This window comes from Paenibacillus sacheonensis (genome assembly GCF_009909195.1).
Lineage (GTDB): Bacteria > Bacillota > Bacilli > Paenibacillales > Paenibacillaceae > Paenibacillus_Z > Paenibacillus_Z sacheonensis.
Window position 1 is genome coordinate 26,067 of record NZ_JAAAMU010000023.1, and the last position, 19,146, is coordinate 45,212.

11 protein-coding genes are annotated in these 19,146 nt (G+C 56.9%); 5 read left to right on the forward strand and 6 right to left on the reverse strand.

All coding sequences use genetic code 11. The features are described from left to right. The first annotated feature begins 105 nt into the window (after positions 1-105). Positions 106-975: an aldo/keto reductase gene (locus GT003_RS27905; RefSeq protein ID WP_161704214.1), complete on the forward strand. Its 870-nt coding sequence runs from the start codon at positions 106-108 to the stop codon at positions 973-975. Between the two features lie 201 nt (positions 976-1,176). Here GT003_RS27905 and GT003_RS27910 read toward each other — a convergent pair whose 3' ends face one another. Further along, on the reverse strand, positions 1,177-3,318 hold the full coding sequence (locus GT003_RS27910; protein ID WP_161704216.1) for a right-handed parallel beta-helix repeat-containing protein: 2,142 nt from the start codon (positions 3,316-3,318) through the stop codon (positions 1,177-1,179). 206 nt (positions 3,319-3,524) lie between these two features. Between GT003_RS27910 and GT003_RS27915 the strand changes: the two genes are divergently transcribed. The 4 genes from GT003_RS27915 to GT003_RS27930 all read left to right on the forward strand — a co-directional run bounded on the left by GT003_RS27915 (position 3,525) and on the right by GT003_RS27930 (position 10,336). Beyond that, entirely contained in the window at positions 3,525-5,873 is a 2,349-nt protein-coding gene (locus tag GT003_RS27915) for an AraC family transcriptional regulator (protein ID WP_161704218.1), read from the forward strand. 856 nt (positions 5,874-6,729) lie between these two features. Continuing rightward, positions 6,730-7,659, forward strand: a complete 930-nt coding sequence (locus GT003_RS27920) for an ABC transporter permease (RefSeq protein WP_161704220.1) — start codon at positions 6,730-6,732, stop codon at positions 7,657-7,659. 17 nt (positions 7,660-7,676) lie between these two features. Further along, positions 7,677-8,621, forward strand: coding sequence for a carbohydrate ABC transporter permease (locus GT003_RS27925; protein WP_161704222.1), 945 nt, complete (start codon positions 7,677-7,679; stop codon positions 8,619-8,621). 140 nt (positions 8,622-8,761) lie between these two features. Then, the gene (locus GT003_RS27930; protein WP_161704224.1) at positions 8,762-10,336 is read left to right on the forward strand and encodes an ABC transporter substrate-binding protein; all 1,575 of its coding nucleotides are present in this window, start codon (positions 8,762-8,764) and stop codon (positions 10,334-10,336) included. A gap of 274 nt (positions 10,337-10,610) precedes the next feature. Here GT003_RS27930 and GT003_RS32735 read toward each other — a convergent pair whose 3' ends face one another. From GT003_RS32735 to GT003_RS27965, 5 genes are all read right to left on the reverse strand, one after another. Next, a complete protein-coding gene (locus GT003_RS32735) occupies positions 10,611-14,735 on the reverse strand; it encodes a fibronectin type III domain-containing protein (protein WP_239565970.1) in 4,125 nt (1,374 codons plus the stop codon). Between the two features lie 327 nt (positions 14,736-15,062). Then, a complete protein-coding gene (locus GT003_RS27950) occupies positions 15,063-15,944 on the reverse strand; it encodes a TolB family protein (RefSeq protein ID WP_161704226.1) in 882 nt (293 codons plus the stop codon). Positions 15,945-15,972: 28 nt separating this feature from the next. Next, a complete protein-coding gene (locus GT003_RS27955) occupies positions 15,973-16,185 on the reverse strand; it encodes a helix-turn-helix domain-containing protein (RefSeq protein WP_161704228.1) in 213 nt (70 codons plus the stop codon). A gap of 10 nt (positions 16,186-16,195) precedes the next feature. After that, positions 16,196-16,678, reverse strand: a complete 483-nt coding sequence (locus GT003_RS27960; protein WP_161704230.1) for a DUF2975 domain-containing protein — start codon at positions 16,676-16,678, stop codon at positions 16,196-16,198. Positions 16,679-16,880: 202 nt separating this feature from the next. Beyond that, positions 16,881-18,908, reverse strand: coding sequence for a Na+/H+ antiporter (locus tag GT003_RS27965; RefSeq protein WP_161704232.1), 2,028 nt, complete (start codon positions 18,906-18,908; stop codon positions 16,881-16,883). Between the last annotated feature and the right edge of the window lie 238 nt (positions 18,909-19,146).

The following is a 19,146-nucleotide window of genomic DNA, read 5'->3' on the forward strand; positions in this document are numbered from 1 at the left end:
ATTTGCTTTTGCCTGTCTGCTGGACTACAATCTTGGCACAGGGCGACAACCCGGCTTCACAGGCAATCGAATAGGTTTCATTCAATCGAATCGGAGGGAATTTCAATGACAATTCAGCAACATAACGCTGCCGCTTCCGGCACGTACGCAATCGGCGGCGAGCTTACAGTCAACCGCCTGGGCTACGGTACGATGCAGCTGACGGGACCTGGCGTATGGGGCGATCCGAAGGATCCGGACGAAGCCATCCGCGTTCTGCAGCGGACAGCCGAGCTCGGCGTGAATTTCATCGACACGGCCGATTCCTATGGTCCGTTTACCGCGGATTTGCTGCTCCGCAAAGCCCTTCATCCGTACAACGAAGATCTCGTCATCGCGACCAAAGCAGGCCTGAGCCGTTCCGGCCCGAACGACTGGCGGCCTCTGGGCCGTCCGGAATATTTGCGCCAGCAGGCAGAGCTGAACCTTCGCCATCTCGGACTGGAGCGTATCGACCTGTTCCAATTGCACCGCATCGATCCGAAAGTTCCGCTCGCGGAGCAGCTCGGCGAGCTTGCCCTGCTCCAGCAGGAAGGCAAGATCCGCCACATCGGACTAAGCCAAGTAAGCGTGGCGGAGCTGATTGCCGCAAGCGAGATCGCCAAGATCGCTTCCGTCCAAAATTTGTACAACCTCTCCGACCGCAAGTCCGAGGACGTGCTGAACTACGCGGAAGCGCATGATATCGCGTTCATCCCGTGGTTCCCGCTCGCAACCGGCGCATTGGCCAAAGAAGGCGGCCCGCTCGATGCGATCGCGAAGAAATACGAGGCCAAGCCGTCCCAAATCGCACTCGCCTGGCTGCTGAAACGCTCCAAGGTCATGCTGCCGATTCCGGGCACCTCGAGCGTCGCGCATGTCGAGGAAAATATCGCGGCTGCAGGCATTTCGCTCAGCGACGAAGATTTCGCCGAGTTGTCCGCGCTCGCCAAATAATCCGAGGCCTTCATCGGCTTGCAGCTGCCTGTTTGTCTGCTTTCTCCTATAAGATCATTTCCTATAGAAAAAGGGCGTACGGGTTCATTCACCCGTATGCCTTTTCTATTCTTAGCTTTTCAGACGCCCAAACGCATTTCATGCTGAAATGCTGCCCAAGCGACTGCTCCTGCTGCCACGTTCATTTTGCAACAGCGGCGGTCAGTCCTCCGTCTCCAACGCCTGCCAGCCCAGCGACCACACCGGCGAATCCGGGCTGAACCGGAATTGCCCGCGCTCGGCTTCCTCCAACAACGGCGCCGTCGACAAGGTATGTTCATCAAAGCGCCCGCCGAGAAAGGCGCGCCACTCCTCCCAAGCAATCGGAACTTTCCCGTACGTATCCCCGCCGCGGAAGCCGCTTACCGTCGGAGCCCCGCCGTCCGCGCGATAGAACAGGTTGAAGTCCGCCTCCTTCAGCCGCTCGTCCCCCCAGTTAATGAAATGATACAGCTGCTCGCAGGAATCGATGACGACATTGCGCCGCACGGTCAAATCCCGATTCGGTTCGCCGGCCATTTCCTGCGTCCCGATCGCCGCTTTTGCGCCGTTGCGGACGAGCAGATTGTTCTCGATGACATTATCGACCCCTTTCGCGAAAATCACGAACCAAAGCGAGCCTTTACCGGAGCCATATAAATCATGGACCACGTTGCGGGATACGAGGAAGCCGTCCGCGGCGTCATCCAAATAAATGCCGTACCCGACGGAGAAATAAATACCGCTGTCGTGAAACCGATTGCCGACGATCCGGTTCCCAAGCCCGGCCCCCCACGCCTCGAACATCCCGCCGTCCTGGCTGTCCTTCATCACATCCGAAATGTCGTTGCGGACAATCCGATTATTTCGCGCATGGAGCAAATCCCAATGATTCTCCCATGTAACATCCGTCCCGTAATAAGCCTGCTCCATCGCTTTGTACCGAAGCCCTTTGAGCGAGATGCCGTACCGCGGCATGCCGCTGATGACGTTGCCGTCGATCGTGCAGTTTCCGCTCTGATACAGTTGGATACCCGAACCATGGCCGATCAACTCGCCTCCGGCACGCACCGTATTGCCGGCCATCGCATGCCCGCGGTTAACGTCGGATTCCGCCACGCTCTCGAATTCGCCCTCGCCCGGCGCAAAGCCGATCGCATAGATGCCGTTGAAGCCAAGATGCTCGATGGCGTTATTCACGATTCGGATATCCTTGCAGCGACCGTTCAGGACGATGCCGCTCAGACCCGAATGACGCAAAACGCAATCCGCGATCGTAACCTGCTCCGCGTTCTCCAGTCGGATGAGCCCTTCTCTTGCTTCCATGCGCTCCCGATTGGATTCCGGCATCCGATACGAAGGAAGGAAATCCGACATCTCCACCGTGAGCCCGCGGAATTCCAAATGTCGGACGATACCGTTTGCCGCTCCTGTATCATCTATCAAGCCTGCCAACCCTGCTTCTTCCTCCGAACCTGCCCGTTCCCGTTGGCCATCGCCGCCAGCGATATCGATGACCCGCTTCATCAGAGGCAGCACGATATCCTGCTTCTCGATGGGCAGCGAACGCGGCATGTAATAGAGGTAACCCTCCCGCTCGTCCCGGTAAAATTCCCCGCCCTCCGTCAGCAGCTCCCTCGCCCCTTGCAGCCTATAGCGCGAGCCTTTATCGATGCCCCAAGGCGCCGGATCATAAAAGGATACCGTATCCTTATCCCAATCGACGGCAGCGACCGGCTTCGTCTCCGAGAACCAGTTCCACTCGCCCTCGCCTGGCCAAATGAACACCTTCAACCCCTTGTTCGCAGCATTCGCAATCGTCGGCACGTCGCCGCGCTTGAACCGGAATCCGCGTCCGCCGCCGCTGCCGCCTTCGCCTTTGCCCTCTACCGCGAAATACCCCTGCTTCGGGCTTCGCGCCTCGAAGGCTCTCTCCCCGTTCTCGAACAGCGTATAGCCAAAGGAACGGAGCGCTTCCGCGCCGATAAAGCTGCGATAGACGCCGTCGCCCGCAGGTTCCCAATCCGTCAGCCTTCGTCCGCCGCAGATGACCGGCGCGCTGCCCGGGAGCGCGCGATAAGCCGTGCGTCCCTCGTTCCCCGCACCGGAATCTTCGGCCGTGAACGTAAGCGGCTCGTTTAACATGTAGCGGCCTTCTCCGATCCACACGTTAACAGGACCGTTATATCCCGAGGATCGCTGTTCCCTGACGGCGTCCCGCGCCTGCGCGATGCTTTTCCATGGCCGCAGCTGCGAGCCGTTCGCGATCGTATCCCCTTGTATAGGACTTACATAATATTCCAATAGAGAATTAGTGCTTTCCATGTCCGTCTGCTCCCTTCTTTGTCTATAAAAGCATGCCAAAGTCCCGCCTCGGAGCCAACTGCGCGATTTGACCAGCACTGCTGCAAGGGCTGTGAATTTCATCAATCGCTGCGCAGGGATTCGCAAATATCATAGTGGAAAAGCAAGCCCGCGTATGTAATGCTTAGTGTAATCCGATTTATTCGTTCGAGGGGGACACAGATAGAATGAGAATGCTGCATTTCTACAAATCCAAGCGCTACTTGCTACGCATGCTGCTTTCCATATCGATCCTGCTCGTCATGCTCCTGTCGCTCTCCTCGGCCGTTATTCATTACAGCGCGGAACACCGCGTTCTGCAGATGCAGCAGGAAGCGAACCGCAAAGTCATGAACCAAATCAACCACAACTTGACCTTCATGCAGGAGATCATCAACAATATTGCGTTGTCGCTTTATAACGACGAGCGATTCTATTTTCCGCTGATGTCCACCACGGAGCAGGAAGACATCGATCTCATCTACTCCGTCAATCTATTGAACAAAGCGATGGATTCCCAATCGTTCCTGCATTCCATTCTCGTGTATAACGGGCACAGCGACAAGAGCTACGCGCTGGGGCCGCTCGCGGACCGCATGGAGCAAAGCTATATGACCGGCCGGCTCGTCGACATGATCAAGAAGCCGGATAAGCTTCCGCAGCTGCAGCTCATTCCGATGAACTTCAGCGGCCGTGCGAATGCGGTCGATTTCTTCTCCGTCATTATCTATGAATCGTTCACGAGCATGAACGACCGCGAAAGCGCGATCGTGCTGAACGTCAAGCCCGAATGGGTATTCGACAACCTTGCGGTCGTAAACGGCTTCTCCGCCCCGAATGAATCCAGCATCTTTCTAATGGACAACGATGGCCGCTTCATTCTCTCCGGGGACGAGAAAAACCTGCCCGAACTGAACGATCTCAGCTATGCGCTGAAGAACGATCAATCCAGCCACGACGAGAGCTTCGGTTTCTTCTCGCACAAATTCGATCACCAAGGCAAGACGATCGTCAGCTATCTGCAAATGGGCGTATCCGGATGGAAGGTTATCAGCGTGCAGCCTTATAACGCCGTGCTTGGCGGCATCTCTCAAATGCGAGAAACGTTCACGATCGTCATCATCAGTTTCCTGCTGCTTGCCGTGGCCGTCTCGTTCGCGCTCGCGCACAAGCTGTACCGCCCGATCGAAGCGCTGCTCTCCCGCGTTACCCGGCATGGCGGCGTCTCCAACGAGGATGCGCGCGAACCGATCCGCGACGAATTCGCGTATGTCGGCAACGTCTATGGCCGGATGGCAGAGAAGCTGGTCGTCGTGACCGACGAGAAAGAGAAGCAGAAGGAAATCGTTCGCCATTCCTACCTGCGAAGCATACTTACCGGCAGCTCTTCCTTCAGCCGCCATCAACTGGAGACCTGCATCGCGAAATACGAGATGAAGCTGGATCCGGCCGGACCGTTCCTGGTCGTCGTCGTCAAGATCGACGATTACGCAGCGGTCCTCTCGCGCACGAGCGAGTCCGAGCGCCAGCTGTACGCGTTTGCCACCGCAAATATTGCCGGGGAAATATTAGCGCCGCTAAAGATCTCCTGCGAGATGATCGACGCGCGAAGCGACCATCTCGTCCTGCTGCTCAGCGGCGGCGCGCTCGGCTCGGAGCTCTTGGAGCTTCCTAACCTGCTGCAGCAGCTGCAGGATATCGTGCAGCAGTATTACAAGATTTCGCTGTCGCTCTCGTTCAGCGAAATCGAACGCTCCCATGAAGCCATTACCGAGCAGTATACGGATGCGCTGCATTATGCCATGTATAAGATCTTGTTCGGCAGACGGTCCATCATCACGCCGGATCTCGTGCGAGCGAATGTGGCGCATACCGAGAACAACGGCTCGTCGGAAGCAGAGAAAAAGCTGACCGAAGCCATCAAGACCAACGATCTCAACGCCATGGAAGCCTGCGTGAAGCTGCTGCTTGCTCCGCTGCATGAATGTCATTATGACCGGATCATTCATGGCGTGCTGCATGTGGTCGACGTCATTAAGACGACGATTCGCGAGATCAATCAGAACCGGATCTCTGCGCTCCCCATCGACCTCAGCGCGCTTAGCAGACAGGTTTTGGATCAAGAAACGCTTTCCGATATCTCAGCCTTGCTCCAATCCACCTTGCTCGACATTCACGAGAAGCGCCGCGGGGCTGATCAGGACACGAACTCCGCGCTGATCGACGCGATCAAGGATATCATCGAGACGCAGTATGCGGACATGAATCTCAGCCTGCAAGGCATCTCCGCCACGCTCAAGATGACGTCCGCTTACGTCGGACGCATGTTCAAGCAAAGCGAGCTCGTGTCCGTCAGCGAATATTTGAACGAGGTCCGTTTGACCCGGGCGCGCGAATACTTGGAGACGAAGAGCTTCAGCATCAAGGAGATCATGGAGCTCGTCGGCTACGTTAACGAAAGCACGTTCTTCAAACTCTTCAAGAAGAAATACGGCGTCACGCCGAAGGAATACCGCCTCAAGAGCAACATCGGCTGAGGAGGATAGGATTGCGTTATATTCTGGTGTACCTGTTTCATGGTTTTTCTTGAATGCAAGGGCCTTCCGGCGACTGGATCCGGAAGGCCTTTTGCGTTTGTCCTTGGCTCAGCCCCCGGGCAGGGGAAGGCGGCAGCCGGCAAGCAACCTCCGGCAGTGCTTGCCTTTTGAACGGGCGATCGCAGGGCTGGCATCGGCGGGCTGCCGCCGGCTTGGCCGATTTTGTCGAAGTTTCGGATACGCCGGCCGCGCCAAATGCACCGATAGTTGCACATTTTGCATAATAACAGCCTAATTTCCTAGGCCAACTCTGGGATTTATGTATGTTGTGCAATTTTTTCTTGCTACAATCGACTCTCAGCAACTCTTTAAGAGCCTAGTGTTGTATTTCATGCAAGAAATCGCCTCTAATACCCACTAAATCCCAAAATTATTGTATAGAAAACAATTTTCAACGCGCACTTACGAAAGTAATGCTCTCGTTCATCGGGGCAATGTTCTCACTCGCGTGCTGCTAGACAACACGCCACAACATGCCATACGCCTCCACTGTCATTCGCGCGTTATCCCCTCGTTCTTCTCTCTTCAATCCCCGTCCAACTCGCACTGCTTCCTGCATCAATCAAACAAGAACGTGCCGCGCACAACCCCATTTCTAGGGACGCGCCGGAGAAAATCCTGCATCTACCCCAATACGGGACCATTGAATCACCTATTCTTCGCATTCTCAACAGTCAATCGCAAAAATCATAGTTATTCGCAGACGAATTTGACGTTTGCACAGTTGTCGCCACAGCCGTAAGGGTGCCATGATGGGTTCACGGACACCGTCCAGTATTTCCCCGGAGGTAAAGGCATGATCAAACAACGCAAACCACGATCGGAATGGTACTACCTGAAGAAAAACTCGGAGCTGCTCCTGCTGCTGCTGCCGGGCGCGCTGCTCATCCTCGTATTCGCTTACCTGCCGATGTTCGGAGTCGTCCTTGCCTTCAAGGATTTCCGGTACGACTTGGGATTCTGGGACAGCCCATGGGTCGGCTTCCACAATTTCGAATTTTTCTTCGTCTCGGATACGGCTGCTCTCATCACCCGCAACACGGTCGCGTACGGTCTGACGTACATGATCCTCACGACGGTAATCGCCCTTCTGTTCGCCATTCTAATGAACGAGATGAGAAAACGCTGGCTGCGAATCCACCAGACGGCGCTGTTCATTCCGTACTGCCTGTCCTGGGTCGTCGTCGGCTACCTCGCGCTAGCGCTGCTCGACACCCAGAACGGCTACTTGAACAAAGTGCTGGAAGCCCTCGGCTTCCAGACGCATATGTGGTATCTGGAAACCGCCCCTTGGCCGTACATTCTGATTTCCGCTTATCTATGGAAGAACATCGGCTTCTCCACGCTCGTCTACTTCGCGGGCATCATGGGCATCAACCAGGAGTATTACGAAGCCGCTAAGATCGATGGCGCGTCCCGCTGGCAGATGGCGACGAAGATCACGCTGCCGCTGCTCTCGAACTTGATCACGGTTTTGCTCATTTTGAGCATCGGCCATATTTTCGTCGGCGATTTCGGCTTGCATTATTTCATCCCGAACGACTCCGGAATGACGATTCCGACGACCGACATCATCGACACCTACGTGTACCGGGCGCTCCGGGTCAACGGCGATATCGGCATGTCGACCGCCATCGGCTTGTACCAGTCCGCCGTCGGACTCGTGCTCGTCATCGCAGCCAATTTCGTGGTCCGCAAAATCAACGACGAGAACTCGCTTTTCTAGAAAGGAGCACCGCCATCATGAACACCACGCCGCAAGCGCTGTCGGCCAAATCTCGATCCGTCAGGGAAACCGGTACGCATAAGGAACCTTTTTCCCTCGTCAACCTGCTGTCCCATATTATGTTTACTTGCATTACGCTCGCCATGATCCTTCCGTTCATTCTCGTTATCGCCATATCCTTTACCAAGGAATCGTCGATCGTCGAACACGGCTACCAATTCTTCCCGAGCGAATATTCGCTCAAAGCCTACCAGTATATATTCGAGGCGCCGACCATCCTGCTCCGCGCCTACGGCATTACGATTATGACGACGGTCATCGGCACGCTGCTGTCGCTGCTCGTCACGGCCATGCTCGGCTACGTCACGTCGCGCCGCGATTTCCGCTACCGGGGGCCGACCTCCTTCTTCATCTTTTTCACGATGCTGTTCAACGGGGGACTCGTACCCTCTTACATTCTTATCAAACAATACCTGCATTTGGACAACACGATCTGGAGCATGATTCTGCCGTTTCTCGTATCGCCGTTCTACATCCTGGTCATGAAGGGCTTTATGAGCAAAGTGCCGTTCGAAATCATCGAGTCCGCCAAAATGGACGGCGCTCGGGAAATCCGCATCTTCTTCACGATCGTCCTGCCGCTGTCGACGCCAGCGCTCGCGACGCTCGGGCTGTTCCTCTCCTTCGGCTTCTGGAACGCCTGGTTTCCGGCCCTGCTGTACATCGATAACGAGAAGCTCATTCCGATCCAACTCCTGCTTGTCCGCATGCTGCAGAAGCTGGAATTCCTGACGAGCGGCAGCGACTTCTCGAGCCAATTCGGCATCGACGTCAGCAAGTTCCCTTCTCTATCCGCCCGTATGGCGATGGCGATCCTGGCCGGGGGCCCGATGGTCTGCATCTTCCCGTTCTTCCAGAAGTATTTCGTCAAAGGCTTGACCGTCGGCTCGCTGAAAGGCTAGAGCCGCGAACGTCTCTTGTTTTCATATCTAATGCCGGCCCATAGGAATAAAGGGGGGTTACGTTGAACTAGTATCTCAGCCGGCATTAGCGTTGAAATAGATAAATAATTTCATTGAACCATTACCAAGGAGGTCTATCCATGAAAGTTTGGAAACGTTCTATGGCCCCGCTCGTGCTGGCCAGCCTGATGATTATGCTTTTGGTAAGCGCTTGCGGCAATAACAACAACGGCGGCAATACCGCAAACGGCGAGAATACGCCGGCACCGGCCAACAACGCGAATAAAGACGCGAACGCAGCCGCGACGAACGACGCCAACGAACCCGCGAACGAGCCCGCCAAGGCAGAAGAACCGCCTGCGGAATTGACGTACTACTATATCGTATACGAAATGCCTGCCGATCAGCAGGCGGTCGAAGATGCGATCAACGCTTACATCAAACCGAAGATCAATGCCACGATCAAGCTGAAGCCCGTTATGGAAGCCGGCTATAAAGATAAAATCAACACGATGCTGGCCGCCAACGAAAGCTTCGATCTCCTGTGGACGTCCAACTGGGGCGGCGGCGACTACGACAACAAAGTGGCCAAAGGCGCACTCCTGCCTCTCGACGACCTGATCGCCAATACGCCTGCTCTGAAAGACGCTATTCCGCAAGTCGCTTGGGACGACACCCGCGTCGACGGTAAAATCTACGGCATGCCGAACATGCAAATCGCGGCGAAAGCCGAAGGCTTCGCGATCCAAAAACGTTTCATCGATAAATACAACATCGACGTCAACAGCATCAAAACGCAAATGGACATCGAGCCCGTTCTAAAAACGATCCACGAGAACGAGCCGGACATCATTCCGATCGCGAACACCTCCAATATGTTCGACTTTGGCCGTCAATACGGCTATGCATCGCAAGGCTATAAGATCGGCGATCCTGAATACAAAATCGTCGATACGATCGACAAACCGGAATACAAAACGTTCCTGGACATGGTGCGCAGATGGTATACATCCGGCTACATCTACAAAGATGCCGCAACGATGAAAGACGACCAAATGGTCGCGCTTCTGAACACGGGCAAAGTCGCCGTGGAATGGAACACGACCATGAAACCGGGCGGCGAAGCCGACGACAAGAAACGCTTCGGCAACAACGACGTCGTCTACGTCCGCGTCTCCGAGCCGGAATTCACGGGCGTCCGCGCTACGATGAACTCCATCAGCCGCACGTCTAAGAACCCGGAGAAAGCACTGGAATTCCTGCAGTTGACGGCTACCGATCCGGAACTCTTCAACCTCATTACGTTCGGCATCAAGGACAAACACTACACGATGATCGGCGACAACACGATCAAGATCAACCAAGACGGCGGTTACAAAGGCGACCAAGGCTGGGTATTCGGCAACGTCTTGATCGGCTACCTCAAGGAAGGTCAAGCGCCGGATACATGGGAGCGCACGAAACAATTGAACGAAACGGCCAAACGCCCAGAAGTCACGGGCTTCAACTTCAACATCGAGCCGTACAAGACGGAATCCGTCAACATCTTCGCCGTCTCCGAGCAGTACGGCAAGGCGCTGAACACCGGCTCCGTCGATCCCGCCAAAGTACTGCCGAAATACCAAGCGGCGCTGAAAAAAGCCGGCATCGAGAAACAAACGGCAGAGAACCAAAAGCAGCTTGACGAGTGGCTCAAAGCAAACGGCAAGAAATAAGCCGGCGCGCATAAACGAACACCAACAAGGCCCTTCAATTCCACGTTCCATGTGGGATTGAGGGGCCTTTATCTTGGACATCTACTGAAATAGCTCTCTTCTATTGCTCTCTTCTATTGCTCTCTTCTATTGCTCTCTTCTATTGCTCTCTTCTATTGCTCTCTTCTATTGCCCACTTCTATTGCCCTGCACGCCGATCGTAGACGTCCGCGCTGATTCGACCAACAAGAAAAGCGGCCCCTCGGGGGACCGCCTCTCCGGTATGCCGACTCGCCTAGCTGCCGCTCGTCAACGAATAGTCGTCGAAGAAGAACGTGCCGCGCATGTCTTTGAAGTACGTATAAATCCGAACCTTGGCCGTATTGGCCGGCGCCGTGTACGTGCCATGCACGTTGACGAAACCGGAGGTCGTCGTGCCGTTGTACGTCGTAATCGTGTTATCGGCGAGCTGGCTGCCGGAAGCGTCGTAGAACTGCACTTTGAACTGCAGCGTGCTGCCGGTATTGGCCGTGATGTTCACGTAGCCGTCGAACGTATACGACGTGCCTGCCGTCGCGTTGACGTCCTGGTACCAGCCGAACCAAGGCCCGGTATCGCCATTGATGCGGATCGAAGCGGAGCCCGAGCGGTAGGTCGTCGTGTTGCGGGATACGTAATAATCCTGCTCGTAGGTCCAGGAGGCCGGACGGTTGCTGCCGTTATCCGTCTCGAAGCCTGCGTTGGTCAGCAGATTGCTGCCGCCCGAAGCCGCGTTCGTCGTCACGTTCAGCGCGCTGCTGGCTGCCGAGACGTTGCCCGCCGCATCCTTTGCTTTGACCGTGAAGCTGTATGCCGTGCTGGCCGTCAGCCCAGTCGCTTGAAATGTCGTCGCGCCTGTCGTTGAGCCGGCAAGCGTCGTGCCCCGGTAGATGTCGTAGCCCGTCACGCCAACATTGTCCGTCGAGGCCGTCCACGATAAGTCAACCGTCGTCGATGTCTTCGCCGGCGAAGCCAAGCCCGTCGGTGCCGACGGTGCCGTCGTGTCCGCCGCGGCGTTCGTCGTCACGTTCAGCGCGGAGCTGGCCGACGAGACGTTGCCCGCCGCATCCTTCGCTTTGACCGTGAAGCTGTACGCCGTATTCGCCGTCAGGCCCGTTGCTTGGTACGTCGTCGCGCCCGTCGTGGAGCCGGCAAGCGTCGTGCCCCGGTAGATGTCGTAGCCCGTCACGCCAACGTTGTCCGTCGAAGCCGTCCAGGACAAGTCAACCGTCGTCGATGTCTTCGCCGGCGAAGCCAAGCCCGTCGGTGCCGACGGTGCCGTCGTGTCCGCCGCGGCGTTCGTTGTCACGTTCAGCGCGGAGCTGGCCGACGAGACGTTGCCCGCCGCATCCTTCGCTTTGACCGTGAAGCTGTACGCCGTGCCGGCCGTCAGTCCCGTCGCTTGGAACGTCGTCGCGCCAGTCGTGGAGCCGGCAAGCGTCGTGCCCCGGTAGATGTCGTAGCCCGTCACGCCAACGTTGTCCGTCGAAGCCGTCCAGGACAAATCAACCGTCGTCGATGTCTTCGCCGGCGAAGCCAAGCCCGTCGGCGCCGAAGGAGCCGTCGTATCCGTCGTGCCGCCGCTGCCGTCCGTCGTCAGCGAGAAGTCGTCGAAATACAACGAGCCGCGCAGATCCTTCAAGTAGATATAGACGCGTGCCTTCGCCGTGTTTGCAGGTGCCGTACGGGTACCGTTGACATTGGCGAAACCGGTATTGTTGCCGGTCTGCGTCGAGAGCAGATTGTCCTGCAGCACGTTATTGGAAGCATCCAGGAAGCGCAGACGGAATTCGATCGTCGCGCCGTTGTTGGCCGACGAATTGAAGTAGCCGTCGAACGTGTAAGCCGTTCCCGCCGTCGCCGCCGCATCCTGATAGAAGCCGAGCCACGGGCCGCTGTCGCCCGACATCTTCATCGAAGCCGTGCCGCTGCGTTTCACCGCCGTGTCGCGGTAGCAGAAATAATCGTTCTCGCAAGCCCAAGCATCCGGTTTGCCGCTGCTGTTGCTCGTATCGAAGCCGGGGTTCTGCAGCTTGTTGACCGGGATCGGCGCAAGCGTCGTCACGCTGATCGTGCCGCTGGCCGCCGACGTATTGCTGCGCGCATCCCTTGCTTTTACATAATAGGAATAGGTCGTCAGCGCCGTGAGCCCCGTATCCGTGTACGTCGTCGAGGTGCCACTGACGGTGCCGGCAAGCGTGCCGTTGCGGTAAATATCGTATGCCGTCACGCCTACGTTGTCCGTCGATGCCGTCCAGGACAGGTTGACCGAGATATCCAGCTTGGAAGGCGAGGTCAGTCCCGAGGGCGCTGTCGGCGCCGTCGTATCCGGCGCGTTGGTCGTTACGTTCAGCGTGCTGCTGGCCGCGGAGACGTTCCCCGCATTGTCCTTCGCTTTGACCGTGAAGCCGTACGCCGTGCTGGCCGTCAGTCCGGTTGCGGTATACGTCGTCGCGCCGCCGGTCGAGCCGATCTTCGTGGAGCCGCGATAGACGTCGTAATCCGTGACGCGGACATTGTCCGTCGCCGGCGACCACGACAGATTGACCGTCGTATCCGTCTTCGAAGGCGACGTCAGGTTGGTCGGTGCCGTCGGCGCCGTCGTATCCGGCGCGTTGCAGCCTTCGCATTCGATTTTGACCGCGATGTCGCGGCTGAAAGCCGGCACGTTGTTCAAGACGAGATTGCCGCCCGTCGCCTGAATGCTTGTCGTCGCGCCGTACGTGCCCGTATACGTGTTGTAGTAGGAGACGTTATAGAAATTGTTCGGCATCGGAAGCGTGAAGCTCATGCCGCTGACGGTTCTCGGACTCGTCACCGTATGGTTGGCCTGCGTATCGTTGATCCACAGGTACGCGCGGGAATTGTCCTTGAAGCCGCCGACTTTCGTGCTGTTCGACTGCAGGCCGTAGTCCACGAACGGCATGCTGATGAGGTGATCCTCCTCCGGCTGCACGAAATTGGCGAGCTGCGTGTAGATCGTCTTGAAATTCGCCGGCAGCGCGAAGCCGGTTTCGAAAATCCACCACAGGCTGCCGCCCGCCGCTCCGGCCCGGAAGATCGGACCCCACAGCGAGTTATGCATATATTCGTCGATGGTCGGATCCGTCGTCTGATCCGTATCCGCCTTGCCGACCTCGCCGATAAAAGCCGGCTTATTCGGCGCCAGCGCATGGAGGTTGTCGATCTGCTGCTCCCACGCGTCCACGACGCCCGCGCTGGAGTCGTACCGGTGCACGTTCGTCGCGCTGAGCGTCGTCAGCGTCTCCCACGACTGCTGCCCGGAGCCGGCATGGTCCTTCCACGCGAAGCTCGTCGTCGTCGGGTGATGGTAGAAGTCGAGGCTCTTCCAGTAGTTATCCATCGTCGCATGCCAGCTGGCTCGGATGGCCGGCGTCGTGTCGACGCGATTATCGGATTCGTTCCAGTATTCCAGCATGCCGAGGCCGCGGCTGTAACCGAAGCGCGCGAACATATACCGAAGCAGCTTCTTCTGGTAGGCAATCGCCGTCCCATTCGTCCAGAAATCGGCATTGTTCTCGGAGTACGTGGACGGGCCGCCGTTCGCTTGATTGTAAGCGTTTACGTTCCATTGGTAGTACATGTCGCCGAAGCTGTTCATCGTCAGCATGATGTACACGCCGTTGGCCGCCGCGGTGTCCAGCATCTGATCCATGCGGGCCTGATTATCCAGCTGGTATTTGCCGATGCCTTGATAAGGGATCGTCAGTCCTGCTTCGTTGGCGGTAATGGGGCCCCACTCCGCCGCGAAGCTGCTCCACCAGCAGGAGTACCAGACGCGCAGAAAGTTCATCTTGGCCGGCTTCAAATTCGGGATTTCCGTGGTGACCGCGACAGGGTCGGACGTATTGTTCCAGGCGAAGTTGGTGCCGAGCAGCGTCAGCTGGGAGCCGAAGCTGTCCGCGAACCGGTCGCCCTGCGCCGTCATGAAGCCGCGGTTGTTCCCGGGTCCGCCCGCCGTAAACGTATACGCCGAAGACGTCCCCGTTCCGCTCGCGTCCGTAACGCTCAAGACGACGCTGTGAACGCCCGATTGCCTAGGGGAATAACGCACCGCCCATTTGGGCGAAGAGTCGGACTTGTAGAAGCCCGGAACGGTCTCGACGGCGCCCGATGGCGTCGTGAACGTCGCATTGACGCTGACCTCGTCCGGATTGAAGGGGTTCGTGTACGTGGAGCTTAAGTTAAACGCGATTTCGAACTTGTCGTACATCGCCGGCGTCGTCGTATTCATCGTGACGCCGCTGAACGTCGTCGCGGCCGAGACTTGATGATTAGCCAGAGGCAGACTGCCCAAGGCCAGCAGGAAGCTCATGATCATAATAAATAGCGGCTTGTGCATGATTCCCGTTCTGCGCATGAATGTTCACTACTCCTTTTTCGTTTGGATAGCGTGACAGTCCATCGAGTCCAATCTGGGTTGCCGTTCTTTTTTGCTGCTTCTTCGCACCTGTCCGTGCCGTCTCCTCATACGCCTCCCTTCTTGGTCGTGGTTCCCATTCTCATCGATTAGGGACGGATTCACAACCTAATAAAGCTGAGATGTTCACCCCTTAAACTAGTGATGCGTCGGTTAATGGCCGGAATCGCGATGATTTATGCCTCCCCGCGCGCAAACAGAGCGCGGCCGCCCGCCTGCAGCGAACGACCGCGCTCTGTTTAACCTTCGAGCTTGCCAAGCCTTCTTCTACTCCCGATACCGATAGCTGACGAAAGCGAGCCGGCGGCTGTCTGGCGACCACGATTTCACGTTGATCGTCCCTTGCCCTCCGAATAGCCGCGCCAGGCTCCGGGATTCCCCTCCGACGCTCGGCATCAGCCTGAGCTCGACCTGCTTGTTCGGCGGATGGTCGCCAGGTTCCACGTCGCCCTTGCGGTAGGCAATGTAAGCGATGCTGCGGCCGTCCGGCGACACATGCGGAAACCAGCTGTTGCTTTCGTCGAACGTCATCTGCGTCTGCCCGCTGCCGTCCGCGTTCATGCGCCACACCTGCATCAGCCCGCTGCGCGTGGAATTGAACCAGATCGACCGGCCGTCGGGCGAATATTCCGGTCCGTCGTCGAGTCCCGGCGTATCCGTAAGCTGGGTTTCTACGCCGCCCTCCGCCGGAATCGCGTAGATATCATACTGTCCGTTCCGCGCGGCACAGTAAGCCAGCGTCCTGCCGTCCGGCGACCAGCCGTGCAGGTAGCTCGGCGCCATCGGCGTAATCAGCGTCGGGGTTCCGCCGGCAAGCGGCAGGACGTAGATGCGCGATTGACCGTCCTCCTGCGTATGGTGACTGACCGCGATGCGCGAATTGTCCGGCGACAGGACATGGTCATTGTTGCAATGAATCGCGAAGCCCGTGTCGATAATCGTGGACTCGCTTGTCGCAAGATCGAACGAATAGAGGCGTCCCCCGCTGTTATAGACCAGCCGGTTCCCGTCGTTCGTCCAGTTGGGAGCCTCGATCAGATGATCGAATTCGGCCAGCGTCTCGCGTTCGCCCGTCTCGATGTCGACCGTCTCCAGAGTGCTGATGACCGCGCGCGGCGTCGGGGTAATTTCTGCTTGCGTCGTAGGCATAAGTCCGTTTGTTCCTCCTCATGAATTGCTAGGCTTCGTCACCCTTATATTCTAATAGATCGCCCGGCTGACAATCCAGTGCCTTGCAGATCGCTTCCAACGTCGATAATCGGACCGCTTTGGCCTTGCCGTTCTTCAAGATCGATAGGTTCGCCATCGTAATGCCGATCCGTTCCGATAGCTCCGTTACGCTCATTTTCCGTTTGGCCAGCATCACGTCAATATTGATTATAATCGCCATGTTCTTCACCTCAGACCGTCAAATCGTTTTCGGATTTTATATCGATCGCTTCTTGCAGGAGCCTTTGAAGTACGGCAGCGAAGAAGGCGATCACGAGCGAAGCGAAAATCAGCAGCATCCCGACGACGATGACGCCTGGGGAATCGTCTCTCTCCGCGAACAGGTAGAAGAGCGGCATGCCGAGCACGAATATAATGCTGCAGGCGATCGCGCAGGATTTGATATTCTTCAGCGAGCGAACGGATAAGTCCGAGAAGGCGACGTTCTTATCGATGTAGCTCAGCAGCCGAAACGATTGAAACAGCGCCAAGTAGAAAGGAATCGCCGACGCGTACAGATCGATGTAGATAAGCACCCTCAAATAACCATGGCCCGGATACAATTCTACCGCATAATCCGCGATCTGAGGAACCAAAAATATGCACAGGGCCAGAATCGGAATGCCTAGCAAAATCAGTGTTGCCTTCAAAAAAAGCGTTGTCCCTCGTTCCATGAAACTCCCTCGCTTATCAATGATTTTAACCTAACATTATCATAATACTTATCGTTTTACAATATATAATTAGCGAATTTAAATACATAATTGTTGTTACAATTGAACCAAAAAAAAAAAAAGATACCCCCGCGTCACCATCGTCCATGACTTTTGGGATACCCAAGAATATGCATGTTGCTTTCGAAACCACGCGGCGTCATCATGCTTGAAGGAAATTCCCCCAATTGCCGTCCAGCACCTCCGCCTCGTGCATGCTGATCTGGAATTGCAGCTTGCTCAGCTGCTTCCGCCCGATCATTCCCTGACGGTACTGTTCCTGCAGCGATTCGCGTTCCGCCCGCAGCGACAGCATGCGCAGCATCTGTACCTGCTCCTCGACGATGTCATCCGGATTCGGCTCCGCAAGCCGGTTGTTCAGCACGTTGATCATCTGCCGGTAATGCCCGCATACCCGGTTCAGGACCGTGTCTCCGCAGTCCTGGCTGACCTGCAGCTTGTCGAGCGCGTAGGCGGCCGTCGCGATCCGCATCCGGATGAACGACTTGCGATCCTTCAGCTTCAGCGCGTCGAACGATCTGCGTTTGGCCGGGTAGAAGAACGTCACGACCCGGTTCACCAGCGAATAGAGCAGCAGGTAGAAAATATGAAATCGATTCGAAACGACCATCTCGATATTCCGGAAAATATTATCCAGGACGGCGGCCTCCTGCTCTTTGATCTCTCCCCGCTCCTGCAGCAGCTGCACGCATCTGCGCTCCTCGGCGATGCCGAGCTGACGCAAATGCATCTCCTCCGTGCGGGATTGGCGCGACTGCATCTCGTACTGCGTCCGCTTGATGTCCGACAGGCGCTGATCGTTGTCCGAGATCACGATCGCGGCCGAGCGCGCGTTGCCGTCGTCGATGGCCAGCCGGACGGCCTGATTCGCCGCTTTGATCGCTTCCTTCTGCACCCGAAGCTCCAGCTCCCGATTCATCGCCTCGTCGTCATCGGCCGCATCCGCAAGCAGCGGCAGCGCGACGCTGGAGATAATGAGCGACACCATGATGACGCCTGCCGCGAGGAAGAGCATGAGATCCCGCCCCGGGAACGGCTCGCCGCTGCCCAATACGAGCGGAATCGTGAACGCGCCCGCAAGCGTAATGGCGCCCCGTACGCCGGACATCGACGTCAGAATGATCGCCTTCCAATCCTGTCTCCGTTTCCCGATCGATTCGAACAGCCAGGCCGACAACGTCAGCCACGCGAAGCGCAGGGCGATCAGCAGCAGGTAGATCAGCAGGACATCGATGATGGCGCTGAGATTATTGTAGGACTGGCTGCTGAAGATGCTGTGAAGAATATCCGGAATTTGCAGGCCGAGCAGGACGAACACCAGTCCATTCATAATGAACAAAATGACGTTCCACGTAATTTCGGATACGAATTTCTGCTCGATGGTCGTAAAGCCGGGACGATCCTGCTCGATCGCATGCATGATGCCGCCGGCGACCGCTGCCAGGATGCCCGACAAGCCGAAATGCTCCGCGACGTAGAACAGGATGAACGGCGTCACGATTTGGATAAGCACGTGTACCGACGCGTCCTCGATGCCGAATCTGCGAAGCGCCATTCTCGCCCAAATAATCGCAAGCGCCAGCACCGCGCCGATCAGCAGGCCGCCGATCGAGATGACAAGGAAGCTCCAGGATGCGTTCCAAACGGAGAACGTCCCCGTCACCGCCGCGGCGATGGCGAATTTGAACGCGACGAGGCCCGAGGCGTCATTCATCAGCGACTCCCCTTCCAGCAAGCGATGAATGTTCGACGGCAGCCGGACCCTTGACGCGATGGCGCCTACGGCCACCGCGTCCGTCGGCGACAGAATCGCGGCCAGCGCGAACGCCGCCGCGAGCGGAATGGCGGGAATCAGCGCGTGAATGAAATAGCCGCCGACGATGACGGTGACGAACACGAGACCGACGGCCAGCAGCAGGATCGGCAGCTTCAGCTTCCACAGCTCGTCGCGCGGGGTCCGCTTCCCGTCATTGAACAGCAGCGGGGCGATGAACAGGATGAAGAACAGCTCCGGCTCCAAAGAAATTTTGCCATGCCATGGCAAATAGACGACGGCGGCCCCGAGCGCGATCTGAACGACCGGCAGCGGGACGTAAGGCAGCATGCGCTGCACTACCTGCGAGAAGGCAAGCACCAGCAGCAAGATCAGTACGATTAGAAATAATTCCATAGGATCCTCTCCGGCAACCGATTTTTCGTACATAGGGACTTTTCGATTGTTAGACATGGTTTCCCATTCATGCCCACGTCAACAGGATACCCCGTTCGCGAATGGTCAAAACTGCCATCCGGCTTGGAGATATATTCCATGACCCCGATTCGCCCTTCGAGATTTTAAAGCCGCACTCGGGAGCGTCCGTACCCGCCGCGAAAAAAGGCGCCGTCCGAATGGACGACGCCCGCTTTCT